We start from the raw sequence: 26306 nt of genomic DNA, 5'->3' as shown, positions 1-26306 counted from the left end.
CATGCTTGAGATCAAAAACCTGCACGCCCGCATCGCCGAGGATGGCACCGAGATCATCCGTGGCCTCAACCTGACCGTTAAGGCCGGCGAAGTGGCCGCGATCATGGGGCCGAATGGCTCCGGCAAGTCCACGCTGTCCTACATCCTCGCCGGTCGTGACGACTATGAGGTGACCGAGGGCGAGATCCTCTACAATGGCGAGTCCATTCTGGAGATGGATCCGGCCGAGCGCGCCGCCGCCGGTATCTTCCTCGCTTTCCAGTACCCGCTCGAAATTCCGGGCGTTGCCACGATGGAGTTCCTCAAGACCGCCATCAACGCGCAGCGCAAGGCGCGCGGTGAGGAAGAGCTGAAGATCCCCGAGATGCTGAAGCGCGTTCGCACCGCAGCCGACGAGCTGGAGATGAGCATGGACATGCTCAAGCGTCCGCTCAATGTCGGTTTCTCCGGCGGTGAGAAGAAGCGGGCCGAAATCCTGCAGATGAAGCTTCTGGAGCCGAAACTCTGCGTTCTGGACGAGACCGATTCCGGCCTGGACATCGATGCTCTGAAGATCGTTGCCGATGGCGTGAACGCCCTGCGTTCGCCGGATCGCGCCGTGCTGGTGATCACCCACTACCAGCGTCTTCTCGACTATATCGTTCCCGACACGGTTCACGTTCTCTACCGCGGCCAGGTCATCAAGTCTGGCGACAAGGATCTGGCGCTTGAGCTGGAGAAGAACGGTTACGCCGGCGTCATCGACGCAGCCGCTTGAGGTGACGAGATGAACCTTCATGCTCAAAACACGCTGACGGAGGCCGAAACGGCGCTGGTCAACGGCTATTCCAGCCGTTTCTCTGACCTGCCCGGCGATGCCGATGTCACCGTCCGTCGCGATGAGGCGCTCGAGCTTCTCAAGCAGGGCCTGCCCACGCGCCGCGTCGAAGCCTGGCACTATACCGACCTGCGCCGGCTTCTGTCCGTTGTTCCGGATTTCAAGCCGGTCGCCAATGCCGAGGCTGTTGATCCGCTGATCGAAAACGCGCTGGTCCTGCCCGTGCTGAATGGTGCAGCGCATGGCCGTGCCGCCGGGCCTGAAGGCCTGACCATCGCCACGCTGGCCGACAAGCTTCAGGAAGGCGCGCTTTCTGCCGAATGGCTGACGGCCTCCGACCGGTTCGACGCCGTTGGTGCGATCAACGCGGCTTTCGTTTCTGATGGCTACTGGCTCGATATCGCCGAAGGCGCGGAGCTCAGCCGTCCGGTCGAGCTTCAGAACATCCATGCGGGCGGTCAGGTGCATGGCCGTTTCGTGGTCAATGCGGCCGCCGGCTCGCGGGCGACCATCATCGAGCGCCAGACCGGTGTCGGCGATGCGCTTGCATCATCCGTCACGCATCTGGACGTTGCCGATGGCGCGCATGTGTTCTGGATCCTGCTTCAGGAACAGCCGGACGATGCGGCCTATCTCGGCCAGTTCACGGCCTCGCTGGGCAAGGAGTCGAGCCTGACGCTCTTCATCCTGAACAGCGGCGGTAAACTGGTTCGCCAGGAAGTGAAGGTTGAGGCGCGGGGCGAGGGCTCCGAGTTCAAGCTTCGTGGCGTGAACCTTCTTGGCGGCGAGACCCATTGCGACGTGACCATGGTGCTCGATCACCTGGCGCCCGACACGGTCTCCACCGAGACCTTCCGCAATGTCGTCACGGGCAAGGCCAATGGCGTGTTTCAGGGCCAGATCCGCGTTGCGAAGATCGCCCAGAAGACCGACGCCAAAATGGCCTGCAACACGCTGTTGCTGTCCGATGATGGCGGTTTCTCCTCCAAGCCGGAACTCGAGATCTTCGCCGACGATGTGGCCTGCGGCCACGGCGCGACGGTGACCGATATCGAGAAGGAGCACCTCTTCTACCTGATGGCGCGTGGCATCGACGAGAAGACCGCACGCGGTCTGCTGGTCAAGGCCTTCGTGGCCGAGGTGATCGAAGAGCTCGAGGATGAAACCGTGATCGAGGCGCTGGAGGCCAGACTGGTCGACTGGTTCGCCGAGCACGGCTAAAGCTAAACCACTCACGCCCGCCTTTCTGAGCGAGGGGCGGGCACGCGGGGTTCGAAATGGACCAGAAGGTCGACACTATGCGTTATGACGTTGAAGCCGTTCGCCGGGATTTCCCCATCCTGGCGCGAGAGGTGTACGGCAAGCTGCTCGTCTATCTCGACAATGGCGCGTCCGCGCAGAAACCGCAGGCGGTGATCGATGCGATCACGCATGCCTACAGCAATGAATACGCCAATGTTCATCGCGGCCTGCACTTTCTCTCGAACGCCGCCACGGATGCCTATGAAAAGGCGCGTGAAACGGTTCGGCGCTTCCTGAATGCGGAAAGCACCGATCAGATCATTTTCACCAAGTCGGCCACTGAGGCGATCAACACCGTCGCCTATGGCCATGCGATGCCGAATATCGGCGAGGGCGACGAGATCGTTCTGTCGATCATGGAGCATCACTCCAACATCGTACCCTGGCATTTCCTGCGCGAGCGCCATGGCGCGAAGCTCGCCTGGATCCCGGTCGATGAGCAGGGCGTGCTCACGGTCGAGGCGTTCGAGAAGACGCTCACCGACCGTACGAAGCTCGTCGCCATTACGCATATGTCGAATGTGCTTGGCACCGTCACGCCGCTGCAGGAAATCATCCGCATTGCCCATGAGCGCGGCATTCCGGTTCTGGTCGATGGCAGTCAGGGCGCTGTCCACCTGCCGGTAGACGTCCAGGCGCTCGACTGCGATTTCTATGTCTGCACCGGACACAAGCTCTACGGACCTTCGGGCATTGGCGTGCTCTATGGCAAGAAAGAGCGCCTTGCCGCCATGCGGCCCTTCCAGGGCGGTGGCGAGATGATCGAGGACGTGACGCTCGACAGTGTCACCTATAACGATCCGCCCCACCGCTTCGAGGCCGGCACGCCGCCCATCGTGCAGGCGATCGGGCTTGGCGCGGCGCTTGAATATATCGAAGGCGTTGGCCGTGAGGCGATTGCAGCTTATGAGGCCGATCTGGTGCGCTATGCGCATGAGCAACTGTCGCGCATCAACGCGCTGCGCATCTTCGGCAATGCGCCGGACAAGGGCGCCATCGTCTCGTTTGAGATCGAGGGCGTTCATGCGCATGACGTGTCCATGGTGATCGACCGTTCGGGCGTCGCCGTCAGGGCAGGAACGCACTGCGCGCAGCCGCTGTTGAAACATTTCGGGGTAACCTCGACCTGCCGCGCGTCGTTCGGCATGTACAACACGCGCGAGGAGGTCGACGCCCTCGCTGAAGCGCTTGAGAAAGCGCGGCGTTTTTTCGGGTGAACAAGATGACTGAGACACCGCAGGATACGGACCAGACGGTCGAGGCCACGGAGACGGAAGCCAAAACGTCTTCCATTCCGCAGGAGGAGCTTGCTCGCCTGACAGACGACATCGTCAGCGCGCTGAAGACCGTCTACGATCCGGAAATCCCCGCCGACATCTATGAGCTCGGCCTGATCTACAAGGTCGATATCGAGGATGATCGCTCGGTGAAGATCGACATGACGCTGACCGCTCCGGGCTGCCCCGTGGCCGGCGAAATGCCCGGCTGGGTGCAGAACGCCGTCAGTACGGTCGAGGGGGTCAGCAATGTGGAAGTGACCATGGTTTTCGATCCGCCCTGGACGCCCGACCGGATGTCCGAGGAAGCCCAGTTCGCCGTTGGCTGGTACTGAGCAGGTGAGGCGTGGCCCTTGCAAGAGCCACGCATCTTGCCCATCTTGAAGACAGGACCTTTCCGCGAGCGTTTCACTCGCCGTGAACGGAGAATTCGATGAGCCGATTTCAAGTGATGACCATGACCGACGCGGCGGCAGGCCGCGTGCGCGACATCGTTGCCGCCCGTGAGGGCGCGAAGGGCGTGCGTGTCGGCATCAAGAAGGGCGGCTGCGCCGGCATGGAATATACCGTGGACCTCGTCACCGAGGCGGACCCCAAGGACGACCATGTGGAACATGAAGGCGCGCATGTCTATGTCGCGCCGGAAGCCGCACTGTTTCTTCTTGGTACGCAGCTCGACTTCGAGGTCACCAAGCTGCGCACCGGGTTCACCTTCAACAACCCGAACCAGACATCGGCCTGTGGTTGCGGTGAATCCATCGAGCTTCAGCCGGCAGACCTGAAAGCGCTTGCCGAAGCGCGCGGCGCGGCCTGACGCGTCGCCGTGGACGATGATGCGATCCACGATCTTTTCGCCGGGCTTGGGCCCGTTTCCATAAAACGCATGTTTGGCGGGAAGGGCATCTATCATCAGGGTGTTGTCTTCGCGCTGGAGGTCAGCGGCGAAATCCTTCTGAAGGCTGATGCGGAAAGCGCGGCTGATTTCGCCGAGGCCGGTTGCCGCCAGTGGGTCTATGAGGGCCATAAGGGGCGGGGGCCTGTCGCCATGCCTTACTGGTCCATTCCGGACGCTGCCCTTGATGATCCCGACGAGATGGCGCTCTGGGCGCAACGGGCCTTTCAGGCTGGCCTCAGAAGCCGAAAGCGCTGACAGGCGCAAGAGACACATCACGCAATAAGAAAAGCCGCCGCAGGCAGGAGCCAGCGGCGGCCTTTTCAATTCGTCACAAGACCGGATCGGGTCAGGTCTTGACCTGGATCTTCATGAAGGCGGGCACGTCGTCGCCAAAGCCGACGACCGTGTTTTCCTCTTCACGCGGCTTGCGCCTGTTGTCGCGGCGCTGCTCGGAGCGGTCCTGCTGGGGCCTGTCCTGCTTTGCCTTGCGCTCGGCATTGTCGGACTTGATCTCTTCCTTGCGCGACTTCCTGTCGGTGTCCTGCCCGGAATTCTGTGCAGAGCCCTGCTTCTCCTTCGCGCCGGCATCCTTCTTGACGCCACGCTTGGAGCCGCGCCCGCGCTTCTCCTCTTCAGGGCTTTCGTCAGCCTGAAGCGTCGAAAGATCTCCGTCCAGCCATTCGACGTCCTGGCCGATCAGCTTTTCGATGGAATCCATATATTTGCGATCCGCTTTGGTGATCAGCGTGAAGGCAGCGCCCTTGCGTCCTGCACGACCCGTGCGGCCAATGCGGTGCACATAATCGTCGGCATGGGTGGGAATGTCGAAGTTGAAGACGTGGCTGACATCCGGGATGTCGAGACCGCGTGCTGCAACATCGGAGGCCACGAGCAGCTTCAGATTGCCCTTGCGGAAATTCTCCAGCATCGTCATGCGCGCGCGCTGATCCATGTCGCCATGCAGGGCGCCTGCATCATATTCATGACGCACCAGCGAGCGGAACAGGGTCGCAACCTCGCTCTTGCGATTGCAGAAGATGATCGCGTTTTTCAGCGTCTCGCCTTCATCGTCGATAAGCTTGCGCAGCCGCTCGCGCTTGTCCCACGGCTTGGAACCGCTCTTGACGAAGCGCTGCGTGATGTTGGTTGCGGTGGTGGCCGGACGGGAGACCTCGACGCGTACCGGCGCCTGCAGGAACTGCTCCGTAAGCTTGGTGATCTCCGGCGGCATGGTGGCCGAGAAGAACAGCGTCTGACGCGTAAAGGGAATCAGCTTGCAGATGCGCTCGATGTCGGGGATGAAGCCCATGTCGAGCATGCGATCCGCCTCGTCGATCACGAAGATGTCGACGCCGGTCAGTAGCAGCTTGCCGCGTTCGAAGTGATCCAGCAGGCGGCCGGGCGTCGCGATCAGCACATCGGCGCCGCGCTCCAGCTTCTTTTCCTGCTCTTCAAAGGAAACGCCACCGATCAGAAGGGCAATGTTCAGTCGGTGATTCTTGCCGTATTTGACGAAATTCTCTTCGACCTGGGCGGCAAGTTCGCGCGTCGGCTCCAGAATGAGCGTGCGCGGCATGCGTGCTCTTGCACGGCCGCGCTCGAGGCGCGTCAGCATCGGCAGAACGAACGAGGCCGTCTTGCCGGTGCCCGTCTGTGCGATGCCCAGCACATCCTTGCCGGCCAGGGCATGCGGTATCGCACCCGCCTGGATCGGGGTTGGTTGCGTATAGCCCGCGTCGGTCACGGCGGAGAGGACCTTTTGGGACAGGCCCAGATCGGAAAATGTCAACGCTTCCTGAGCGGTGTCTTGTTCTTCTGCTGGCACGTTTCGGCTGTCTTTGGTTTCTGCGGCCTGATGCCGCCTCATAAGGCATGGAGCCTCGAATCCTAGGTGGCGTACGGCTTGGAGCGCCCGATGTCAACAGATGGCTTGCCGTAAAGTCACCTATTGTTCAATAGCGGAACTGCTCTGAGAGGATGCGTTCGTTCCAAGAATGGCTCTCGTCGAAAAGCACTGTAACGGTCTCATCGTGCGATTCGCGCACGGTCACGGAGACGACGGATTTGATCTCCGTATGATCCGCAACCGCATTTACGGGGCGTTTTCCCGGCTCCAGAATGTCGAAATGCACGGTCGCCTGGTTGGACAGAAGCGCCCCGCGCCAGCGACGCGGGCGGAACGGGCTTACCGGCGTCAGCGCCAGAAGCGGCGCGTCCAGCGGCAGAATCGGGCCATGCGCGGAAAGATTGTAGGCTGTGGACCCGGCCGGCGTCGCCACCATCACGCCGTCACAGATCAGTTCCTCAAGCCGCACCTTGTCGTCTATGGCGATGCGGATCTTGGCGGCCTGATAGGACTGACGCAGAAGCGACACTTCGTTCACGGCCAGCGCCTTCACCGTGTTGCCGTCGGCATCCACGGCGATCATCTGGAGCGGTCGCACCGTTTCGGGAATGGCCGCCGCCACACGCTCGCGCAGCCCGTCCTCGCGATATTCGTTCATGAGGAATCCGATGGAGCCGCGGTTCATGCCATAGATGCGTTTCCCGGCACCCATGGTTTCGCGCAGAATGTGCAGCATGAAGCCATCGCCGCCCAGCGCGACAATCACATCCGCGTCTTCGGGGCGCTCCTGGCCGTAGAGTGCGGACAGGCGCTTTGCAGCTTCCTGTGCGTCCCTGGTGTCGGCGCAGACGAAGGAAAGGGCCATCGGCTTTCGGGTCATGGTAATCTAAGGGCCCTTGAACTTGAGGCAGGAGCCTATCGGTTAGCATGCGTGCGAACGCGTGCAAAGGCATATGCGGCTGCATTGATGTGGGGATCGCAACCGGCTGTCGCCAGTTTTGATTTCACTTGAGCGCGGATTGTGCTAACGCATCGCCGGATGCCCTTGTAGCTCAGTTGGTAGAGCACCTGATTTGTAATCAGGGGGTCGGCGGTTCGAGTCCGTCCGGGGGCACCATTCCAACCTTCTCGCTTTGTTTTTGCTAGCTTTGCTCCGATTGTTTCCTCACCCGGATTTTGGGTGCGGTCCGGTATGTTCTCCAACTGTATCGAGATTCGGCCTGCTTTTTTGCGCCTCTGCGCTCGCTCTGGCCTTTTACGTCCGGGCGCGACCCGCTCAGATAAAACACTACACCGCTGACGAACTCATGGGGTTCAATTGCGAAGAGCTTGGTGCAGCGCATGAGGACCTGATCGTCGCCTATCATGATGCCGAGATCGCCCGCCACAGAAGGGAAGGTTCGTTTAGCGATGACCTTGGGCTTCTTAAGGGGGATGTCCTGCCGTTTGTCGTTCTCATGAGGCGGTTCATGCAGGACAACGACATAAGAGAAGCCGACCTCGCAAAACCTTCATCGCCCTCTGCAACACTCCAGAAGTCCAGCTTTTGTGCCGAAATATCCGGTCTATGCGCGGGAAACCCCTCGTTGGGAGGCGTTGAGGCAATGCGGCAGGCCGCAACAAAACTCAATCTGATTGATAAGTCCGCAAATCCATAGTGGCGTGAGAAGTTCTTGAAGCCGGGTCAGGTTCAGGGAGGAGGTTGCGTTCATGCTCGTTGCTTCTGGCGTGGATGGTTGCCGGAATTGTCTTGAATTCTTCGGCTGTCCTGTGCGGTATCGCGCAGCGAAGGTGTTGAACGCCGGTAACTGCAGAGTGTTCAACCAGCATGGCGTGGCCGAGGTTTGGGTTTCTCAGTCGGACAGCTTTGAGGGACCGCCACTCGTCCTTTGCAATTTGAAATGAGTTTTCGAAAAATCTCGGGACCGAGCGCAATCGAATGTATCGATGTGATCGATCCCCATGAATGTTCTTCCGTGAAATTTTCCGTATGTTGTATATCAATTCAAATATCGCGCCATGGTGGATAAAGTTAGCTGACAAATTTATTTTTCTACTTTTGGGCGAATCGCATTACTTTCTCCTCAATACGTAATTCTTGGCGAAGCCACCGTTAGTCCGGCAGCAAAACGCGCCCGTGACCAAGAGGAGCCAGCGTGCGTAGGATTTGCATATTGCTCGTTTCATCAGCCGCCTTCCTGACCTGGGCAGGTGGCGTTGTGGCGCAGGCGGCGACTGCGACCAGCACTCTGAACGTGCAGATCACCATTCAGGCCGAATGCACCATTGTATCCGTCGGAAGTCTCGATTTTGGGGCGCAGGGTGTCATTGACGCCAATATCGATCAGAGCAGCACGATTTCCATCCAATGCACCGATGGCACGCCATACGAGGTGGGGCTGGATGCCGGCGCGGGTTCAGGTGCAACCGTGGCGATACGGTTGATGACCGGTCCCGCGTCGGCAACCATTTCCTATGGTCTCTATCAGGATGCGGCGCGTTCCGTTTTGTGGGGAGACACGACCGGTGTCGACGTGGTGACGGGGACGGGCAATGGAAACGCGCAGGCGTTAACCGTCTATGGCCGGGTGCCGCCGCAGGCAACGCCCGGCGCTGGCGTTTATGCCGACACGGTGACGGTGACCGTGACCTATTAGGATTGCCAAGGGAGACCGGAATGCCAATGCGTTTTTGTTGTCTCGTTGTCCTGTTCCTTGCGTTGCAGATGTCCGCTGCTTCGGCTGGCAGTCTGCGTGTCGCGCCGACCACGCTCGACCTGATTGCGCCCGATAGCGCGGCCGTGCTGCGGCTGCGCAATGATGCGGCTGCGCCCATGCATGTTCAGGTGCGCGTTTTTCGCTGGAGTCAGTCCGGCGGTCAGGATCGTTTCGAACCCACGCGCGATGTCGTTGCGAGTCCCCCGGCAACGCAGCTTTCTCCGGGTGTCGATTACACGATACGTGTGGTGCGCACCGCCCGGACGCCTGTTCGCGGGGAGGAGAGTTATCGCGTCGTGGTGGATCAATTGCCCGACCCGGCAAAGCGACGGGCCGGGGCGGTCAATCTTGTGGTGCGGCACTCCATCCCGGTTTTCTTCCGCGCGCCCGATGCTGCACCGGCGCGGGTCGCGCTGGGGTTGGTGCGGATGGACGGGCAGCTTCTGCTGGTTGCCCGCAATCAGGGCGCGTCACGATTGCGGCTTGCCGACATCGTGCTGCTTTCAGGTGGCGGTGTGGTTGGGCGGGATGAGGGCCTGACGGGTTACGTGCTTGGCGGCGCGAGCATGCAGTGGCCGATCAGGACAAGTGGAAGGGTTGGCGCGGGGCCGCTTGTGATGCGGGCGCAAAGCCATCTCGGTCCCATTGAAACCAGTCTGGCCATACAGCGCCGCTAGTGCGCTTCTCACCATCGCGCTGGGGCTTGTTGGCAAGCCCGTCAGCGCCAGCGAGGGCGGTGCTTTCTCCGGCACTGCTCCCGGGGTGGTGGATGTGGTTCGCGAGCTCTATCTGGAAGTGTTTATCAATGAGCGGCCGGTCGGGATGATCGGGAACTTCAAGGAGCTGTCGACCGGCGAGCTGGCGGCGACGGGGCAGGAGCTGCGTGAGGTGGGTATCGAGCCACGCGGGGATTCAAGATTCGGCGAAAATCTCTTTCTTTTAAATGAATTGCCTGATCTCGTTGTTGCGGTGGATGAGGCCGGGCAGCGACTGTTTGTGACCGTCGGGCATGAGGGGCGCGCTGCCAGAACGCTGGATCTGTCGCAGGATGCCGATGACGAACGCAAGGCCGGTCGCTCCATCTATGGGGCGCTTTTGAACTACGCGCTGTTTGCCACCTCGCACTCATTCGAGCGCGGGCAGACCGGGCTTCTGAAGGGCGTCTCCGGCAGTTTCGAGGCGCGGCTCTTCAGTCCGCACGGCACGTTCAGCCAATCGTTTCTCGCCGGCTATACGGATGGTCAGCTCGATGGGCTAACACGGCTTGCGACCAGCTGGACCCGCGATGACGACGAGCGCCTTTTGACCTGGCGCGCCGGCGATCTGGTGAGCGGCGGTCTGGCCTGGACACGGCCCGTTTATCTGGGCGGCGTGCAGCTGCAGCGCAATTTCGGCCTGCGCCCTGATCTGGTCACGCTGCCACTGCCATCCTTTTCGGGCACGGCGGCCGTTCCATCGACGCTTGAAGTCTATGCCGACAACACGCGCCGCTTTTCCGGCGCCGTCGATGAAGGTCCGTTTGAACTGGTCAATCTGCCGGCTGTTTCCGGCGCCGGGTCGGCGCGCATCGTCCTGCGCGATGCGCAGGGGCGCGAGACCGAGGCCACACTGCCTTTCTACGCCTCGACGCGGCTGTTGCGACGCGGACTGTTCGACTTCTCGTTTGAGGCGGGTTTTCCCCGCCGCGCCTTCGGCAGCCGCTCCTCCGATTACGACAGCCGGTTGATGGCGTCGACCAGCATGCGCTACGGCCTCACCGACAGGCTGACGCTGGAAGGCCATGTGGAAGGCGGGGGCGGGCTGGTGAATGGCGGTGCGGGCATCGCCTTTCCCATCGGTCCTTATGGCGCTGCCTCTCTCGCGGCTGCGGCAAGCCATTTCGATGGTGAGAGCGGCGGTCTCGTCAACGGATCGGTAGAGCTGGGCTTTGAGGGCTGGTCGCTGCGCGGGCGGCTGCAACGCAGCTTCGGCGCGTATCACGATATCGCATCGGTCACGGCGCTGCCGGTGAGCAGCGATCTTGAAGCCCGCTGGCTGGGTGCCGGCGTTCCGCGCGCCATCGACCAGATATCGCTCGGCATCCCGCTGCGCTTCGATCCCTCGACCCTCAGCCTCTCCTATACGCATATCGAGGATGCGCACAGCGAAAGCAGCCGCATTCTCTCGCTGTCCTACAGCCGGCGCATAGCCCGTCGCGGCAATTTCTATCTCACCGGTTTTGTTGATGCCGAGGAAAAAGAGAATTTTGGCGTTTTCGGCGGAATTTCAATCGCTTTTGGAGAAAACTTCAACGTTTCCAGCGGCATTGAAAGCCGCCCGGATGGCACGCGTCTGGTCTCGCAGCTCTCCCGGCAGGAAACGCGTGAAGAGGGGAGTTTCGGCTGGCGTCTGCGAAGCGTGGAGGGCGGGCGTTCCGAGCGTTCCGCCTCGCTCAGCTATCGCGGACGGCACGGGCGCATCGAGGGCGCGCTTTACCAGCGCGACGACGCGTTTCAGGCCGAAGCGTCGCTCGATGGCGCTCTGGTTCTGGCAGGCGGCGGGGCATTTGTCGCAAACCGCATTGATGGGGCATTCGCCGTTGTCGATACCGGCGCGCCCGGTGTTTCGGTTTCCCATCAAAACCGTCCCGTCGGAACGAGCGACCGGTGGGGGCGGTTGCTCGTTCCCGATCTGGTGGCGAATGAGGAAAACGCCTTCTCCATCGACCCGGCGGATCTGCCGCTCGATGCGGACATCCCGATGACTGCGACGAGCGCCGTGCCGCCGCGCAAGGGCGGGGTTGCGGTTGCCTTCGGTGTTGAGCGGCAGGCGCGTGGCGCGCTCGTTTCATTCGTGGATGGAGAAGGCGCGTCGCTTCCCGTCGGATCGGTCGGGGCGTTTCAGGGCCACGCCTTCTTCATCGGCTATGATGGCGCGACCTATCTGACGGGGCTTGGCCGGGAGAACGCCGTGCGCATCGAGCTGCCCGATGGGCAGGTCTGCGCTGCCTCCTTCGCCTATCGGTCACAGCCGGGCGAGCAGGTGCAGCTGGAGGCGGTGCCATGCCGCTAGAGCAATTTCAGAAAAAGAGGGAACCGGTTTTTCGTCCAAAATGGCGTAAAAACAATATGTTGGAGCGTTTTCGCGATCCGCCGAAAAGCGAAAACCCTCCAGGCCGGGAAAGGGCGCTTCTCGCAGCTCTGCTCTTCCTCGCCTTCATGCTGGGCGCGCTTTCGCAGGCGCGTGCGCAAAGCTGCAACTTCACCATCTCCGACATGAGTTTCGGCGCGGTCGACACGCTTTCAGGCGGGGCGGTGAACGGGACGGCCACGATCAATGTGAACTGCACCGGCCTTTCGCTCACGCGTATCCTGATCTGTCCGAGCATTGGCGCGGGCAGCGGCGGCGCGACCGTCTCTGCGCGGCAGATGGCGAGCGGCGGCGACACACTCGCTTACCAGCTCTATTCCGACGCCGGGCGCACGGTGGTGTGGGGTTCCTATTTCTGGGGCTTCGCCGCCACGCCGCCGACGCTCGACCTGACACTCGGCGTGCTGGGCAGCGGATCGGCAAGTTTCACGCTCTATGGCCAGGTGTTCGGCAGCCAGTCGACCGTGCCGGCGGGAACCTATCTGTCCGCCTTTTCAGGCGCGGATGTGAATTTCATCTATCGCTACACGCTTCTGAGCGACTGTTCGAACCTGTCGGGCCAGACGGCGTCCCCGTCCTTCACCGTGACGGCCTCGGTTACCGACAACTGCCTCGTCGCCACGCAGGATCTGGATTTCGGCGCCCATGGCGTTCTGACGGGCAATGTGGACACGACGGGCGGGGTGACGGTGACCTGTACGCCCGGCACCGCCTACACGGTCGGGCTCGATGGCGGGCAGGCCGCAGCGCCGCCGGCGGCGCGGCTGATGAGCAAGGGAAGCGAGACGGTGACCTACGGGCTCTATCAGGATGCGGCGCGCAGCCTGCCCTGGGGGCTGGCCGCCATTCCGGGCGAGGCGGTGCCCGGCACGGGTAGCGGCAGCGGGCAGGTGCTGACCGTCTATGGCCGCGTGCCGCCGCAGACGACGCCTTCGCCGGGAACCTACACGGACACGGTGGTCGTGACCGTTACTTACTGAGTACCGGATTGATCCGATGCTCCATCAGTGAACCGGATCGTCCTTTGCGCGTCCGGGAGGACGCGGGGCGATTTAGCGGCTGCCGAGATACTGGCGCGCCGCATAGAGCGACACGGCGGCGGCATTGGAAACGTTGAGCGAGCGGATTGCGCCGGGCATGTCGAGACGGGCGAGTGCGGTGACGGTGTCGCGTGTCTTCTGCCGGAGCCCCTTGCCCTCCGCGCCCAGAACCAGCGCGATGCGGTCTGCGGCGAATGTGGCCTCAAGCTGGGCCGGCCCGTCCGAATCGAGACCGATGGTCTGGAAGCCGGCGGCGGAGAGTTCTTCCAGCGCCTCGGCCAGATTGCGCACGGTCAGATGGTCGATATGCTCCAGCGCGCCGGAGGCGGCCTTGGCGAGCACACCCGATTCGGAGGGGCTGTGCCGCGCCGTGGTGACAAGCGCGTTGACGCCGAAGGCGACGGCCGAGCGCATGATCGCGCCGACATTGTGCGGATCGGTGACCTGATCGAGCACCAGCACCAGGCCTGCGCCTTCCAGATCGCCGAGCGGTCTTGGTTTCAGCGGTTCCGCCTCGATCAGAACGCCTTGATGCACCGCGTCCGGCCCGGTGAGGCCATCAATGGCGCGCGGCTCGACGATCTCCACTGGGAAGGGCAGGGCCGAGGGCTCGCCCAGCTCCAGCCGGGCAGCGGCGTTGCGCGTGATGCGCATATGCTTGATTCGACGCTGTGGATTGTCGAGGGCGGCGCGCACCGTGTGCAGGCCATAAAGCCGCACAAGGCCGTCGCGCGGGCCTTCGCCGCGTCGGGAATCGCTTTTGCCATCGCCCTGCTTCTGCTGTGTACGGTCCCTGTGGGCCCGCCGGAGGCGTGCGTAATGGCTGTCTTTCGGGGTCTTTGAATTCTGATCGTCGCTCATGCGTTCTCTATAGGCGCGCTAGGCGATTGTGGAAACAGGATTTGCGTTCTGAAAATTTTTGACACCAGATTTGCGACAGGCGGTTGACACTTCGAAGCGGTCTCTGCATAAGGCGCGCATTGCGGGACTGAGCGGGGCGATTTGCCCACACGAAGTTCACGCCACGTCGCTGAGCTCTGACGGAAACGGAGGGGTGTCCGAGTGGTTAAAGGAGACGGACTGTAAATCCGTTGGCTAAGCCTACGCTGGTTCGAATCCAGCTCCCTCCACCACCGTCTCCCAGAGCCAGCGCAACGAACCCCGGCGGGTATAGCTCAATGGTAGAGCAGCAGCCTTCCAAGCTGAATATGCGGGTTCGATTCCCGCTACCCGCTCCAGGTTGCCTCCTCAAAAATTGCTGAATTTAGTGATGGCGTTTGCTTGCCGTGTCTTTGGGCTGGCAAGGTGGCTGGTTATGGCTTGAGCGTAAGCTGGTTTTGCCTGTCTCGCTGTGGAACGGGGGAGCTTTAGCAGAAACGGGCGGGCGCTACCTAGAAGTCATCCCAAGCGCGGGGATCACAATGTGCAACCTTGGTTTGGGACCGCGTGGAGGGCGTCAATTAACCGGGGGGCGGGGCGGTTCTGATAGGGTGCTGCTGGATATTGCGGGGAGCTGACCTAATGGCAGTAATGCTGCGCGCCCATCCCAGCCGTTTAAACCTTTCGATATGGGGCACGGAAGCCGCCATTCGATACCATTGGCAGTAGTGGCAGAGAGGGGCGGAAAGCGGTCATTCGCTGCGGAGGGAACGAATGACCAGAAAGCCCGGGCGCGGACAATCTGGGGAGGCGAAAGCTTATCGTTGACCACAAGGTGCTAGATTCCGAATATGTCTCGATCCGAATAAGAAAACAGACGAAACTCGCCGCCTTGTGAAGAGCCGCAGTTGGTCGAGTACCTGTACGCGAGACTAGCTGCTAGCAGTTTACAAGATGGCCTTGTGGAGTGACGACAGGTATTATGAATTACGGGAAACAGGGCCATTCTCACAGCGGCCTCGTCTCCTTCAAATTGCCTGAAGTTGGGGTAAACACCTGAATCGTTTGAGGGAGCCGATGTCGAGAATTTACGTGTCTTATACACGGGCTGACGATGAATATGCCCAAGCGCTGATGCACCAACTGCGCATTGCGGGACATCAAATCACGGTTGAGGGTACGAAGCTCGCGGCAGGTATCAATTGGCGCACTGAATTGAACGAAGGCCTGAAGTCGGCCGAAGTGTTCATAATCCTGATATCTGAGCATACGATGACCTCACAGTATCCGATGATGGAACTCGGAACGGCACGAGCGTATGCAGAAAGTTCAGGAAAATTACTTATACTGCCGATTGTGCTCGGCGATTTGCAGCTCCCGCTCTTCATTCAAGATATTCAGGTAATCTTTGCCAAAGATCTCCCCCTTCCCGAAGTTGTCCCTGATATTGAAGCAGCTATCTCTGCATTTGAAGGCCGGCGCGCCGCGAGAGAGGTGGAGACAAAAGAACTCGCGGCAGCGGTTCAGAGCAATCTTGCGGACTTCGTTGATGAGGCGATTAAGACACAAGAAAACTATGAGAATGTGCACAAGTCCTCGGCGAAATCTTGGTATTTCCTTGGCTTCGTAAGTCTCGTCGCCGGTTTAGCGACAACCGCATACCTAGCATACTCGCTTGTTAGCGCGACAACGGCACCTTCCGACTATGCCAAGGCAGTCTCGCTTTCGCTCCTGAATATTATCACCATCGCCATACTCGCTGCACTTGCCCGGTATGCATATTCGCTCGGCAAGTCGTATATGAGCGAGTCCCTCAAATCATCGGACCGCATCCACGCCATTCAATTCGGCAAGTTTTACCTCCGCGCTTACGGCACACGGTCCAGCGGTACCGAAATCAGGGAAGTTTTCCAGCACTGGAATATCGACAGGACTTCGACGTTCTCATCATTAGACACGTCGGAGATCGATCCACAGATTGTAAACATGGTCGTTCAAATTGTGTCAGCTGTTACTGGCAAGAAAGACAAATAGCGGAGGGGCGGTTTAACTCGCCACTCCGTTACCTGCCTTGCGAGAGGTACATCCACTATGAGCTCGACGTTCCAATGTTCGTACCTGCATCGAAAGTCGCCGAAATCATGGGCCTTCAACGACATCTCTGGTCTTCCGGCTCTCAGGCGCTTCGAAGGAGCCGTATGTCCGCTTTCGGTGAACTCACAAACTGTGTGAGAGTCCGATATGGGGACGCGAAGCTGACATTGATCGAGACGGTGCCCTATGACCGAAATGGGCCGCAAGTATCGACGTATTCTGTACCGACCAATGTCAGCTAGCCGCCAGTCACCTGATGGCCCCAGAGTGGCGGTTCTCCGGGATATTCGTTATCCAGCTGGGCATGCTCGAGAGTGCACCTGTCGGGACGTACCAGAGCCACGCATTCAAACGAAACTAAGGTCCGTCTTCATTCGGTGTCAGCGCCGCACCGCTCATGCGGCACAAATCCGTCCGCTGATAGGCCCAACCAAAACACGCCTCCACCAACCCGTCCTGAAACGTGTTTCAGGTCTCCGACCCCGTTTCCGGTCCCTATGCCTCCCCGGATCTGATCCAAGGAGAGACCTGAAATGTTCAAGATCTGCTTCAGCGCGGTTGCGCTGGTTTTTCTGGGTTCCGCTGCGCAGGCCGATGTCGGGTTTCGCACTGTCGGCATTGGCGGTGAGGGGCCGCGGCCGCTCAATGTTGCGCTGTGGTATCCGGCTAAGGGCGGTGCGCCCGGGGTGGTGGTGGGGGAAACGCCGGCCTTCGTCGGCGGGCGCGTTGTGCGTGATGCGCAGCCTTCGGCGGGTGCGCATCCGCTGGTCGTTCTTTCGCATGGCTATGGCGGCACCTGGCGCAATCTCAGCTGGCTTGCGGTCGCGCTTGCCGATGAGGGCTATGCCGTCGCCGCGCCGGATCATCCCGGCACCACGCATTTCAATCGTGATCGACGGCAGGCGGCCATGCTCTGGGAGCGGCCGCGCGATCTGGGCCGGGTCATCGATGCAGTGCTGGAGGAGCCGGCCCTTGCCGGTTCCATCGCACCGGAGCGGATCGCGGCCATCGGCCATTCGCTCGGTGGCTGGACCGTTACGGCGCTGGCGGGTGGCCGGTTCGATCCGGATCTGTTTGCGCGCGACTGCGCGTCGGGCATTGCTTCGAGAGCCTGTCCGACAAGCGATCTGAACGATATGGGTGATCTGAAGCTCGATGCACCCGGTCTCAGGCAGGATATGCACGATCCGCGCATCCGCGCCTTTGTCTCGCTCGATCCCGGTTTTGCGCGCGGCTTTACGCCTGATAGCCTTGGCGGTGTTGATGCGCCGGCGCTGCTGATCGGGGCCGGTGTCGATATCGGGGATCGGCCTGCGGAGCTGGAAAGCGGATGGCTGGCGGAGCACCTTCCCGCAGACACCACGGAATGGGTGATGCTCCCGGACGCGATGCATTTCAGCTTTCTGCAGCTGTGCAAGCCGGGGGCGGCGGCCATGATCGAGGCGGAAGATCCGGGTGACGGGATCGTCTGCCGCGATGGCGCGGGCCGGGGCCGCGCCGCCATTCACGCGGAAGTTCTGGACCGGATCACGGCGTTTCTGGGCCGCTCGCTTTCGCTGCGCTGAGGCGCGTTTCGCAGGTTTCTTTCGCCCGGCGTCTCCAGTCGCTGGGCGAAAGGCCGGTCACACGGCGGAACGTGTTGTTGAAGTTCGATTTCGTCTGAAAGCCGCAATCGAACATGATCGCGGTGACGGGGCGGTCGGTCTCTTCCAGAAGCGCCATCGCCTCGCAGATGCGCCACTGGTTGATCTCCTGCGAAACATTCCGGCCGAGCCTGCGGTTGATTGCCTGCGAAATCTGCCGCCCCGGAATGCCGACGCGCCGCGCCAGCCGCTCCAGTGTGAGATCTGGATCGCGATAGAGCTGGCGCTCGCTCAACACCCGATGGGTTGCGGCCAGCACAAGCGCATCGTCGGCGGTGGGCTGATCCCGTTCTTCCACGCGCGCGGTGGCTTCTGCTGCCGGGGGCTCTTCGGTCTCGGGCAGGCTGCGCGCGACGGCGAGTGCTGCCCATGCGATCAGGGGCAGCACAGCCATGTTGCCGATGCTGACGATGGTTGCGGCATGCGCACCGCCGGCAAGGCCGAAGTCGAAGGCGATGGCCAGATCGATCATGCCTGAAAAGACAAGCAGGGCGCCGACAAACATTGCCGCGCGGCCGGGGTCGACGGCCGCACCGAGCCGGGCGCCTGCAAAATTTTCTTCGCCCTGCAGTCCGCGCCACATCAGAGCGCTGCCATAGCCAAAGAACAGGAAGGCCAGCGGGGCGTCGATGGGCGTCTGGAAACGTGGCCACAGAAGAGAAAGCACGAGGATGACCGCGCCGGGCAGGTAGTGCGGCCAGGCGGGCCGACGCGCGCCGCCCTCAAGGCCCGCAAAGCAAAGCCACGCCGTTGCCGGCAGGAGTGCGGCGAACACGGGCTGGAGGAAGCGGAAAACCGGCGCGTCGAAGCTCCAGCGCAGGCTGACGACGGTCATCAGGGCGGTGCTGACGGCGAGAAACACGATGATGGGCCGGAACCTGCGCTCTCGCTTCAGGGCGATCAGGCAAAGCACAAAGCCCAGCAGGAGCGCGACGATGGCGGGCAGGGGGATCAGGATCATGCGCTATCTATACGGCGCCGGGCGCGTGGATAAAGGGCGGATCGGCGGTGAGGCGTTGTGTGTTTCAGAACCCCGAGCAGATCTGAACCGAGTGCGGCAGCGGTTTCGGATCGGTCGTGCAGGTCCAGCGGGAATGGGCTGGGTCGGGCGGTACGATCTGCAGTGTGGGGCTGGAAGCCGCGCCGATGCGGCATTCGGGGTGCTCGCGCGTCATGTGACGGGCAAAGCCACGCAGGAGCCCCTGCATCTCAGACATGTGCTGCGCCGGGAAATCGAGCGGGTGGGTGAAATCGTCGGTCTTGCGCTGGTAGCCGAGCGCCATGAACCCGGTGTCGCAGAGGTCCGCCGGAAGGTCGCTAGAGCGGAAGGCGACAAACATCGCCTTCTCGATTGTCCCGTTGAACGGCTTCTCGCAATGCTGGAACAGGCGCACGCGACACCCGTCCGTTTCCGCCTGATCGGCCCCGGAAGGCGCTTTCGGCTGGCCGGTGCTGCCTTTTGGTTCGGCTGCGGCGACCCCGCTGCCGTCGAAGCGGGGCGGGTGGCCGCGATCATGGAGCGCGCCCGGGTTCACCTGATCGCTTTCAAAGCGCGGAGCCCTTTCGCGGGCATTGATGATCATGCGGCGCGCCTGATCGCGCGCGACCTCATAGGGGGCGTGATTGCCGCCGGTTCGAAAGCGGTCCGGAATGTCCAGCAGTTTGCGGTAACGGCGCTCGTAGGAGGCGACGAAATCGAGCCTGTCGCGCACCGACTTGATGAAGACGGTTTCCAGCGCCTCCGGCGTGGTCTCGTTATAGCCGTAGCTCACGCGCACGCCGTCCTCCAGATGGCGGATGGCCGCGCCATAGGCCTTCAGATGGTAGTCCGGGTTCTCCCGTTCGTACCACTGGTGGAGGCGGAGCAGGGTGACATGGGCTTCAACAATGGAACCTGCGGCGAGTGTCAGGCCACGGCGCACTTCTTCGCGGGCGCGGTCGGCGCTCAGATAGCGCGGATCGTCGAGCGTGGAGCCCGGTCCGCGAAACAGCGTTCCCCAGTCGGGACTGCCCGGCACGTTGAACGACCAGTCGCCGGCGGGACCGGGGCGGCCGACATCGACGATCAGGTGGAAATTGCCTTCATCGCCGCGAAAATCGAGCCGTAGCCGCACGCCGTAAAGCTCGATCAGATCCATGGCGCTGCGCGGCAGGCTGGCGAGGCTGTGCGTTTCGTAGTGCGACGCCCCAAGCGCCGTTGAGGTGGGCAGGGTGACCGTGCCGCCCTGAAGCGCGTATCGAAAACGCGCCGAGACCACCGGCTCGCCCAGAAGCTGGCCGATCTTCGTTTCCGCCTCCCAGTCGAAGCGCAGCTCCGCGCCATCGCCGCTGCTGCCTTCGCCGGCAACGCGCTCGCCATCGGCTGAAAACGTCAGAACCTGCTGCGCCCGCGCGGGAGAAAGCGCCAGAAACAGGAGCATCAGAAAGAGAAGAGGTCTAGTCATTCAGCCAGCTCGCAAATTCCTGGGCCTGCCTTGCGGACGGCGTGGGCGTGACGCCGTTTGAGTGACGCGCCGGGTCTTCGAGAACCACGCCATAGGCGCTGGGGTTGAACAGATGCGCCGGGCTGAGATCGACATGGATCCCGTTGTCCTCCAGCGTCTCGGAGATGAGGGCTGCGGGCAGCAGGAAGATGACGGCAAGAAGCCCTGCCGCAATTGTTCCCGCTGTGGCGAGCCTGTTGGGCGACGGGTGAAGACGCGCGGCGATGCCGGTGGAGAACCAGACGCCGGCAAGAAAGGCGGCGAGGATCAGCCCCCAGCGCGCCGCGATGGCGTCTTCGAAAAAGTCCGGGAATGCCAGTTCGCAAAGGAGGAAGGCGGCAAAGGCTGCAAGAGCAGGCAGCAGAAGCGAGACGGCGGCGGCCAGCCAGCGCCCGCCTGCACGTTTTTCAGGAGGTTGCGTCTCTGGCGTGGGTTCCGGCGCTCTTGCCTGCTCCCTTGGCGTCGGCGCGGTTTCGGGCAGGGGCTCGAGTGTGAGGAAGGGCATAGGCCTGTCGAGCGTGGTCCCGGATGGAAAAATGGGTGGGCACACGCGCCCGCGCTTTGGCGCCTTGATGAGAATGTCCCGGCCATCCTTCATGGTGAAGACGTAAAGCCCCTCGTCCTTTTCGACGATCTGCCCGGGCGCGACGCGGGCTTCCCGCGCAGTCAGTGGGTAGAGCGCTTTTGCCGGTGTCTTGACGTGAAGACTATCCATCCGGGGCTTCTTTCTGGTGCATCGTCTTGAGCGGGGAGCCGTTTGAGGCGGGAGATGGCTTGGGCCGGGAGCTATTCATTGAAAGCTTGCAGATTCTGCTGCGACGTTCAATCGCAGGCGCGAAATGCGTGCTCTGCAGGGTGCGTCAATCGGGCTGTGGGAGAAGCCGCACTCTTTGTCGCAGCCGGTGTCCGATCGATTGCCTCGACCCTACATTTCTGGCAGTCGCTCGGGCGAATGGGAACTGGCGATGGCTGCATTTGCGCATCCGGCATTGGCCCGCGTGCTGCGGCAACGCTTCATTCCCGCAGCCCTGCGTGGCGTCTGCGCGCCATGTCGATCCGTCTTCGGGCAGCCGCGCCCGAAGAGACAAAGCCCTCCCAGGCACCGACCCGTATGTACCATTCGAAAGGCTCCCCCAATGGTTCAGAAGCTCATCTATTCCATCCCCGTGTTTGGCTGGATGCTTAAAAGCGCATCCCTTGGCGATACGGCGGAGAAGGTCTTTTTCATTTTCAACCTGCTCGCATTCTGGGCGATCGCCATTTACTTCTTCGGCTATCCGGCGATCATCTTGCCGGCGCTTGGCATTGTCGGCTGCTACATGCTCGTGCTGGCGCTTCTGACCTCCGGCGACGTTTAGCCGGACCGGGCCTGTGCGCCCGTTTGCCGCATTCTTTCGCCGCACACTGGCAGGCCTTGCCAATGTGCGGCACGATGCTCCGGTCTGTTCGCCCGTGCGGTGAATGCATCAAGGAACTGCGTCATGCTGACCTCGAAGATGGGGCTGACCTCGAAGATGGGGCTGATGTCGAAGACGGGCCGGGCCGAAGCGCCGCTGACGCTGCCCGGTGCAGGTTTCTCCGATACATATTCCGGCGTTTCAAAAGACACTTTCGATGCAAGCGCCGCGCTGACGCGGGCCTTTGCGCGCCCGCCGCGCTGGATCGGGACGCTCATGCGTTGGCGCAATGTGATCGTCCGGCCTTTCGGTCTGAAGACCGGGAAAGACGCCCTGGACCAGGTGGTTGGAACGGAGCAGGCCCCGTTTCCGGTTCTTGAACGCTCTTCCCGGCGAATCGTACTGGGGACGGACGACCGGCATCTGGACTTCCGGCTGATCGTGGAGACCGATCCGGCCGCCGGGCCGGGCACACGCGTTTCGTGCACCACACTGGTGCGTCCGCACAATCCGTTCGGATGGCTCTATCTCCTGACGATCATGCCGTTTCACAAGCTGATCGTGGCCAATACGGTGCGTCGCATCGTGGCCTGAAATATCCGTTCGTGCTGCGTGGCGTTGCCACCCTGGCGTGTGTCAATCTTCGGTAAGAGGCTCCCTGCATGTGGCATACGGGACGCTCTTTCGGGCAAAGGGCGCGGTTCGACGGGGGCGAAACGGCAAAGGGGCTTGTAATTTCGCGCCTTTGTCGTTAATCGCCGCGCATCTGAAACCCAAACGCATCCAGGGCGCCAAAGGAAGTTGCAATGGCCAAAGGTAAATTTGAGCGTACGAAGCCGCATGCGAACATCGGCACGATTGGTCACGTTGACCACGGCAAGACGTCTTTGACGGCGGCGATCACGAAGTATTTCGGTGAGTTCCGCGCGTATGACCAGATTGACGGCGCGCCGGAAGAGAAGGCCCGCGGCATCACCATTTCGACCGCGCACGTTGAGTACGAGACGGAGAACCGTCACTACGCCCACGTCGATTGCCCCGGCCACGCCGACTACGTGAAGAACATGATCACGGGCGCTGCACAGATGGACGGCGCGATCCTGGTGGTTTCGGCCGCTGACGGCCCGATGCCGCAGACCCGCGAGCACATCCTGCTTGCGCGTCAGGTTGGCGTTCCGGCCATCGTCGTGTTCCTCAACAAGGTCGACCAGGTCGATGACGAAGAGCTTCTCGAGCTGGTTGAGCTCGAGGTTCGCGAGCTTCTGTCGTCCTACGACTTCCCGGGCGACGACATTCCGATCGTCAAGGGCTCGGCTCTTGCAGCTCTCGAAGACTCCAACAAGGAGATCGGCGAGGACGCAATCCGCAAGCTGATGGAAGAAGTCGACGCTTACATCCCGACGCCCGAGCGTCCGGTTGACCAGCCGTTCCTGATGCCGATCGAAGACGTGTTCTCGATCTCGGGCCGCGGTACGGTTGTGACGGGTCGCGTCGAGCGCGGCATCATCAAGGTCGGCGAGGAAGTCGAGATCGTTGGCATCCGTCCGACGACGAAGACGACCTGCACGGGCGTTGAAATGTTCCGCAAGCTGCTCGACCAGGGTGAAGCAGGCGACAACATCGGCGCGCTGATCCGTGGTGTTGACCGTGAAGGCGTTGAGCGCGGCCAGGTGCTGTGCAAGCCCGGTTCGGTCAAGCCGCACACGAAGTTCAAGGCAGAAGCCTACATCCTGACGAAGGAAGAGGGTGGCCGTCACACGCCGTTCTTCACCAACTACCGTCCGCAGTTCTACTTCCGTACAACGGACGTGACGGGTGTTGTGCATCTTCCGGAAGGCACCGAGATGGTCATGCCTGGCGACAACGTTGCCGTTGACGTCGAGCTGATCGTTCCGATCGCGATGGAAGAGAAGCTGCGCTTCGCTATCCGCGAAGGCGGCCGCACCGTCGGCGCCGGCATCGTCGCAGCCATCATTGAGTAAGCTCTGCCCCGGCAGTGTTGAATGCGGAAAGGGCGGCTCTGGCCGCCCTTTTCTTTTGCCCGGAGCCTGTTTTGAAAGGGCCGGGGCAGGGTGGAAATCCGCCTTGACGAAACCCTCAGGGAAACAAATGACGTGGATGGCGCAAAACCTGCGCTAAAGTCTCTTTACAGACGCGTCGGAAGCCCTTAGGAAGCGGCCTGCCTACAGTGTGCAGCAGCGCACGGGAATGCAGGGGTATAGCTCAGTTGGTAGAGCGGCGGTCTCCAAAACCGCAGGTCGGGGGTTCGAGCCCCTCTGCCCCTGCCAGCGCATTTTGCGCCAGAGCCGTTTCGTGAGATCCCGTTTGGTGAGATCCCATTTAGCGAGTTCGTTGAGTAAGCGCCTGTCGGAAGCTTCCGTTGGGGCTTGCAAGAATCGAACTTCGGTTCTATGTAGGGCGAACAGACACGCGGTGCGTGGAGCCGGGAACGCGGCTTTACGCGCCTTTGTCGTATGGGTGGATTACGAAAAGCGATTCGCTTTTTCGGATTTTGCTCTTGCCCGAAGGCCGGGTTTTCCTGGTCTCGGGTGCGTCTCCCGGCCAGTTCGGGGATAACAAACAGTCTGGGTTACCAGACGATAGAATCAAGAGCGGCACATGGCGTCGAAAACCACGAATCCTTTCACGTTTCTTCAGCAGGTTCGGTCCGAAACCGCAAAAGTGACGTGGCCCTCGCGGCGTGAGACCCTGATCTCGACGGTAATGGTCATCGCATTCGCCACGCTGGCGGCGATCTTCTTCTTTGCTGCCGATCAGCTCATGGCCTGGGGTATCGAGATCATTCTCGGTATCGGTGCCTGATTGCGGACGATAGACGGAGTGCGATTGAAATGACTGCGCGTTGGTACATCGTCCACGCTTATTCGAATTTCGAAAAGAAGGTCGCAGAGTCGATCGAGGAGCAGGCACGCCAGAAAGGTCTTGATAACAAGATCGAGCAGGTCGTGGTTCCGACCGAAAAGGTCGTTGAAGTGCGCCGCGGTCGCAAGGTCGATGCCGAGCGCAAGTTCTTCCCGGGTTACGTCCTGGTGAAGGCGCAGCTCACCGACGCTGTCTTCTCGATGATCAAGAACACCCCGAAGGTGACGGGCTTTCTGGGCGACGCCAAGCCGGTTCCGATTACCGAAGCCGAGGCAGAGCGCATCCTGACGCAGGTTCAGGAAGGCGTGGAGCGTCCGAAGCCCTCCGTTACCTTCGAGATCGGCGAGCAGGTTCGCGTTTCCGACGGTCCGTTCGCTTCGTTCAACGGCTTCGTTCAGGAAGTGGACGAGGAGCGTTCGCGCCTCAAGGTCGAGGTGTCGATCTTCGGACGGGCAGTGCCCGTCGATCTGGAATTCGGTCAGGTCGAAAAGGGCTGACCGTGTTGCCCCGTGCGCGGGGCTTCATCGGTGGAAGGGAAATGCGGCTAAGCCGGTCGCTGATTTCCGGACCACCAAACTGCAGTGCCGGCACATTCTTTTCAGGGTGGCCGGTGAGAACGACAAGGCAGATGAGATATGGCTAAGAAAGTTGCAGGCCTGCTCAAGCTTCAGGTTCCCGCGGGTTCGGCTACGCCGTCGCCCCCGATCGGCCCTGCGCTTGGTCAGCGTGGCATCAACATCATGGAGTTCTGTAAGGCATTCAATGCCCAGACCCAGGAGATGGAAAAGGGATCCCCGATCCCGGTCGTGGTGACCTACTACCAGGACAAGTCCTTCACCTTCACGATGAAGACGCCTCCGGTGAGCTACTTCCTCAAGAAGGCAATCAACCTGAAGTCCGGTTCCAAGGAGCCCGGCAAGGTGGTTGCTGGCAAGATTTCGCGCGACAAGGTTCGCGAGATCGCGGAAGCCAAGCTTAAAGATCTGAACGCGACGGACGTCGAAGCAGCCATGCGCATGGTCGAAGGTTCGGCACGCTCCATGGGCCTGGAAGTGGAGGGCTGACGATATGGCGACGAAACTTTCCAAGCGCGTTGCGAAGTCCCGTGAAGGTATTGATCGCGACAAGGAATACGCTCTCGATGAGGCCGTTGCGCTCCTGAAGGACCGTGCAACCGCGAAGTTCGACGAGACCATCGAAGTTGCGATGAACCTCGGCGTCGACCCGCGCCACGCTGACCAGATGGTCCGCGGTGTGGTCAACCTGCCGAACGGCACGGGCCGTACGGTTCGCGTTGCCGTCTTCGCAAAGGGCGACAAGGCTGAAGAAGCAAAGGCAGCTGGTGCAGACATCGTCGGCGCCGAAGAGCTGGTTGAGAGCGTCCAGAAGGGCGAGATCAACTTTGATCGCTGCATTGCAACGCCGGACATGATGCCGCTGGTCGGCCGTCTCGGTAAGGTGCTTGGCCCGCGTGGCCTGATGCCGAACCCGAAGGTCGGCACCGTGACGCCGGACGTCACGGGCGCGGTCAAGGCTTCCAAGGGCGGCGCCGTTGAGTTCCGCGTCGAGAAGGCCGGTATCGTGCATGCAGGCGTTGGCAAGGCTTCCTTCGACGCCAAGGCCATTGCCGAGAACGTGCGCGCCTTCACCGATGCGGTGATCAAGGCGAAGCCGGCCGGCGCAAAGGGCAACTATGTGAAGAAGGTGGCTCTCACCTCGACCATGGGCCCGGGTCTGCGCATCGACGTTGGCAGCCTGTCGGCCGAAGGCTGATGAATTCCGGGGAGGGCGCTCCGGCGCCTTCCCCAAGACTTTCCGGATCGCAAGATCTGGAAGCCGGAAGGAAACTTCCGGAACATCCTGTCCGAGATTGCAGGCGGCTCGCCTTAATACTTTTAAAGGGC

General features: G+C 61.4%; 26 protein-coding genes and 4 tRNA genes. 24 read left to right on the top strand and 6 right to left on the bottom strand.

Going from position 1 to position 26306, the window contains the following annotated elements; genetic code table 11:
* Position 1 precedes the first annotated feature (1 nt).
* The 6 genes from sufC to ACRTG1_RS11980 all read left to right on the top strand — a co-directional run bounded on the left by sufC (position 2) and on the right by ACRTG1_RS11980 (position 4546).
* Positions 2-757, top strand: coding sequence for a Fe-S cluster assembly ATPase SufC (gene sufC, locus ACRTG1_RS12005; RefSeq protein ID WP_090326477.1), 756 nt, complete (start codon positions 2-4; stop codon positions 755-757).
* A 9-nt stretch (positions 758-766) separates the two neighbouring features.
* Positions 767-2038 (top strand): Fe-S cluster assembly protein SufD, encoded by a 1272-nt coding sequence (sufD, locus tag ACRTG1_RS12000; protein ID WP_206547500.1) that lies wholly within the window; start codon positions 767-769, stop codon positions 2036-2038.
* Between the two features lie 56 nt (positions 2039-2094).
* Positions 2095-3336, top strand: coding sequence for a cysteine desulfurase (locus ACRTG1_RS11995; RefSeq protein WP_432516348.1), 1242 nt, complete (start codon positions 2095-2097; stop codon positions 3334-3336).
* A 5-nt stretch (positions 3337-3341) separates the two neighbouring features.
* Positions 3342-3731 carry an SUF system Fe-S cluster assembly protein gene (locus tag ACRTG1_RS11990; protein ID WP_206552399.1) on the top strand — a complete coding sequence of 130 codons (390 nt, stop codon included), beginning with the start codon at positions 3342-3344 and terminating at the stop codon, positions 3729-3731.
* A 98-nt stretch (positions 3732-3829) separates the two neighbouring features.
* Positions 3830-4210 (top strand): Fe-S cluster assembly scaffold SufA, encoded by a 381-nt coding sequence (gene sufA, locus ACRTG1_RS11985; RefSeq protein WP_113155314.1) that lies wholly within the window; start codon positions 3830-3832, stop codon positions 4208-4210.
* 9 nt (positions 4211-4219) lie between these two features.
* Entirely contained in the window at positions 4220-4546 is a 327-nt protein-coding gene (locus tag ACRTG1_RS11980; RefSeq protein WP_206546257.1) for a TfoX/Sxy family protein, read from the top strand.
* Between the two features lie 91 nt (positions 4547-4637).
* On the opposite strand, the gene ACRTG1_RS11975 is transcribed toward ACRTG1_RS11980, so the two are convergent.
* Together ACRTG1_RS11975 and ACRTG1_RS11970 are read right to left on the bottom strand one after the other, a co-directional pair.
* Complete coding sequence (locus ACRTG1_RS11975; RefSeq protein WP_432516347.1) at positions 4638-6080, bottom strand: DEAD/DEAH box helicase; 1443 nt, start codon at positions 6078-6080, stop codon at positions 4638-4640.
* Positions 6081-6243: 163 nt separating this feature from the next.
* Complete coding sequence (locus ACRTG1_RS11970; RefSeq protein ID WP_113155311.1) at positions 6244-7017, bottom strand: NAD kinase; 774 nt, start codon at positions 7015-7017, stop codon at positions 6244-6246.
* Between the two features lie 161 nt (positions 7018-7178).
* Between ACRTG1_RS11970 and ACRTG1_RS11965 the strand changes: the two genes are divergently transcribed.
* From ACRTG1_RS11965 to ACRTG1_RS11940, 6 genes are all read left to right on the top strand, one after another.
* Positions 7179-7254 (top strand) — tRNA-Thr (locus ACRTG1_RS11965).
* A 190-nt stretch (positions 7255-7444) separates the two neighbouring features.
* A complete protein-coding gene (locus tag ACRTG1_RS11960; RefSeq protein ID WP_432516346.1) occupies positions 7445-7795 on the top strand; it encodes a hypothetical protein in 351 nt (116 codons plus the stop codon).
* A gap of 513 nt (positions 7796-8308) precedes the next feature.
* A complete protein-coding gene (locus ACRTG1_RS11955; RefSeq protein WP_432516398.1) occupies positions 8309-8794 on the top strand; it encodes a Csu type fimbrial protein in 486 nt (161 codons plus the stop codon).
* A 26-nt stretch (positions 8795-8820) separates the two neighbouring features.
* On the top strand, positions 8821-9531 hold the full coding sequence (locus ACRTG1_RS11950) for a fimbrial biogenesis chaperone (protein ID WP_432516345.1): 711 nt from the start codon (positions 8821-8823) through the stop codon (positions 9529-9531).
* A complete protein-coding gene (locus tag ACRTG1_RS11945) occupies positions 9500-11905 on the top strand; it encodes a fimbria/pilus outer membrane usher protein (protein WP_432516344.1) in 2406 nt (801 codons plus the stop codon). Before ACRTG1_RS11950 ends, ACRTG1_RS11945 begins: the two co-directional genes overlap by 32 nt.
* A gap of 146 nt (positions 11906-12051) precedes the next feature.
* The gene (locus ACRTG1_RS11940) at positions 12052-12963 is read left to right on the top strand and encodes a Csu type fimbrial protein (protein WP_432516397.1); all 912 of its coding nucleotides are present in this window, start codon (positions 12052-12054) and stop codon (positions 12961-12963) included.
* A gap of 72 nt (positions 12964-13035) precedes the next feature.
* Here the strand turns inward: ACRTG1_RS11940 and ACRTG1_RS11935 are convergent, their stop codons facing one another.
* Positions 13036-13884, bottom strand: a complete 849-nt coding sequence (locus tag ACRTG1_RS11935; RefSeq protein ID WP_317088187.1) for a TrmH family RNA methyltransferase — start codon at positions 13882-13884, stop codon at positions 13036-13038.
* 187 nt (positions 13885-14071) lie between these two features.
* Here ACRTG1_RS11935 and ACRTG1_RS11930 point away from each other — a divergent pair.
* The 4 genes from ACRTG1_RS11930 (at position 14072) to ACRTG1_RS11915 (ending at position 17561) form a co-directional block, all read left to right on the top strand.
* Positions 14072-14156 (top strand) — tRNA-Tyr (locus tag ACRTG1_RS11930).
* A gap of 31 nt (positions 14157-14187) precedes the next feature.
* A tRNA-Gly gene (locus tag ACRTG1_RS11925) sits at positions 14188-14261 on the top strand.
* Positions 14262-14994: 733 nt separating this feature from the next.
* On the top strand, positions 14995-15936 hold the full coding sequence (locus ACRTG1_RS11920; RefSeq protein ID WP_432516343.1) for a toll/interleukin-1 receptor domain-containing protein: 942 nt from the start codon (positions 14995-14997) through the stop codon (positions 15934-15936).
* Between the two features lie 593 nt (positions 15937-16529).
* The gene (locus tag ACRTG1_RS11915) at positions 16530-17561 is read left to right on the top strand and encodes an alpha/beta hydrolase family protein (protein ID WP_432516342.1); all 1032 of its coding nucleotides are present in this window, start codon (positions 16530-16532) and stop codon (positions 17559-17561) included.
* On the opposite strand, the gene ACRTG1_RS11910 is transcribed toward ACRTG1_RS11915, so the two are convergent.
* The 3 genes from ACRTG1_RS11910 to ACRTG1_RS11900 all read right to left on the bottom strand — a co-directional run bounded on the left by ACRTG1_RS11910 (position 17524) and on the right by ACRTG1_RS11900 (position 20837).
* On the bottom strand, positions 17524-18600 hold the full coding sequence (locus ACRTG1_RS11910) for a helix-turn-helix domain-containing protein (protein ID WP_432516341.1): 1077 nt from the start codon (positions 18598-18600) through the stop codon (positions 17524-17526). The genes ACRTG1_RS11915 and ACRTG1_RS11910 overlap by 38 nt on opposite strands.
* Positions 18601-18664: 64 nt before the next feature.
* Positions 18665-20083: a hypothetical protein gene (locus tag ACRTG1_RS11905; RefSeq protein ID WP_432516340.1), complete on the bottom strand. Its 1419-nt coding sequence runs from the start codon at positions 20081-20083 to the stop codon at positions 18665-18667.
* Complete coding sequence (locus ACRTG1_RS11900) at positions 20076-20837, bottom strand: hypothetical protein (RefSeq protein WP_432516339.1); 762 nt, start codon at positions 20835-20837, stop codon at positions 20076-20078. The genes ACRTG1_RS11905 and ACRTG1_RS11900 overlap by 8 nt, the downstream gene beginning before the upstream one ends.
* Positions 20838-21258: 421 nt before the next feature.
* Here ACRTG1_RS11900 and ACRTG1_RS11895 point away from each other — a divergent pair, with 421 nt between their 5' ends.
* The 8 genes from ACRTG1_RS11895 (at position 21259) to rplA (ending at position 26175) form a co-directional block, all read left to right on the top strand.
* Complete coding sequence (locus ACRTG1_RS11895; RefSeq protein WP_113155302.1) at positions 21259-21480, top strand: hypothetical protein; 222 nt, start codon at positions 21259-21261, stop codon at positions 21478-21480.
* A gap of 123 nt (positions 21481-21603) precedes the next feature.
* The gene (locus ACRTG1_RS11890; protein WP_432516338.1) at positions 21604-22113 is read left to right on the top strand and encodes a DUF2867 domain-containing protein; all 510 of its coding nucleotides are present in this window, start codon (positions 21604-21606) and stop codon (positions 22111-22113) included.
* A gap of 212 nt (positions 22114-22325) precedes the next feature.
* Positions 22326-23501, top strand: coding sequence for an elongation factor Tu (gene tuf / locus ACRTG1_RS11885; RefSeq protein ID WP_206547510.1), 1176 nt, complete (start codon positions 22326-22328; stop codon positions 23499-23501).
* A gap of 230 nt (positions 23502-23731) precedes the next feature.
* Positions 23732-23807, top strand: a tRNA-Trp gene (locus tag ACRTG1_RS11880).
* A gap of 331 nt (positions 23808-24138) precedes the next feature.
* A complete protein-coding gene (gene secE, locus ACRTG1_RS11875) occupies positions 24139-24342 on the top strand; it encodes a preprotein translocase subunit SecE (RefSeq protein WP_113155300.1) in 204 nt (67 codons plus the stop codon).
* 29 nt (positions 24343-24371) lie between these two features.
* A complete protein-coding gene (gene nusG / locus ACRTG1_RS11870) occupies positions 24372-24899 on the top strand; it encodes a transcription termination/antitermination protein NusG (RefSeq protein ID WP_113155299.1) in 528 nt (175 codons plus the stop codon).
* 138 nt (positions 24900-25037) lie between these two features.
* Positions 25038-25466, top strand: coding sequence for a 50S ribosomal protein L11 (rplK, locus tag ACRTG1_RS11865; protein WP_113155298.1), 429 nt, complete (start codon positions 25038-25040; stop codon positions 25464-25466).
* Positions 25467-25470: 4 nt separating this feature from the next.
* Positions 25471-26175, top strand: coding sequence for a 50S ribosomal protein L1 (rplA, locus tag ACRTG1_RS11860; RefSeq protein ID WP_113155297.1), 705 nt, complete (start codon positions 25471-25473; stop codon positions 26173-26175).
* The last annotated feature ends 131 nt before the right edge of the window (positions 26176-26306 follow it).

Origin of the sequence: Nitratireductor sp. PBL-C9 (genome assembly GCF_050877045.1) — a bacterium.
GTDB classification, from domain to species: domain Bacteria; phylum Pseudomonadota; class Alphaproteobacteria; order Rhizobiales; family Rhizobiaceae; genus Nitratireductor; species Nitratireductor aquimarinus.
Note: the sequence above shows the minus strand (reverse complement) of the source record. Positions and strands in the feature narration are given on the sequence as shown.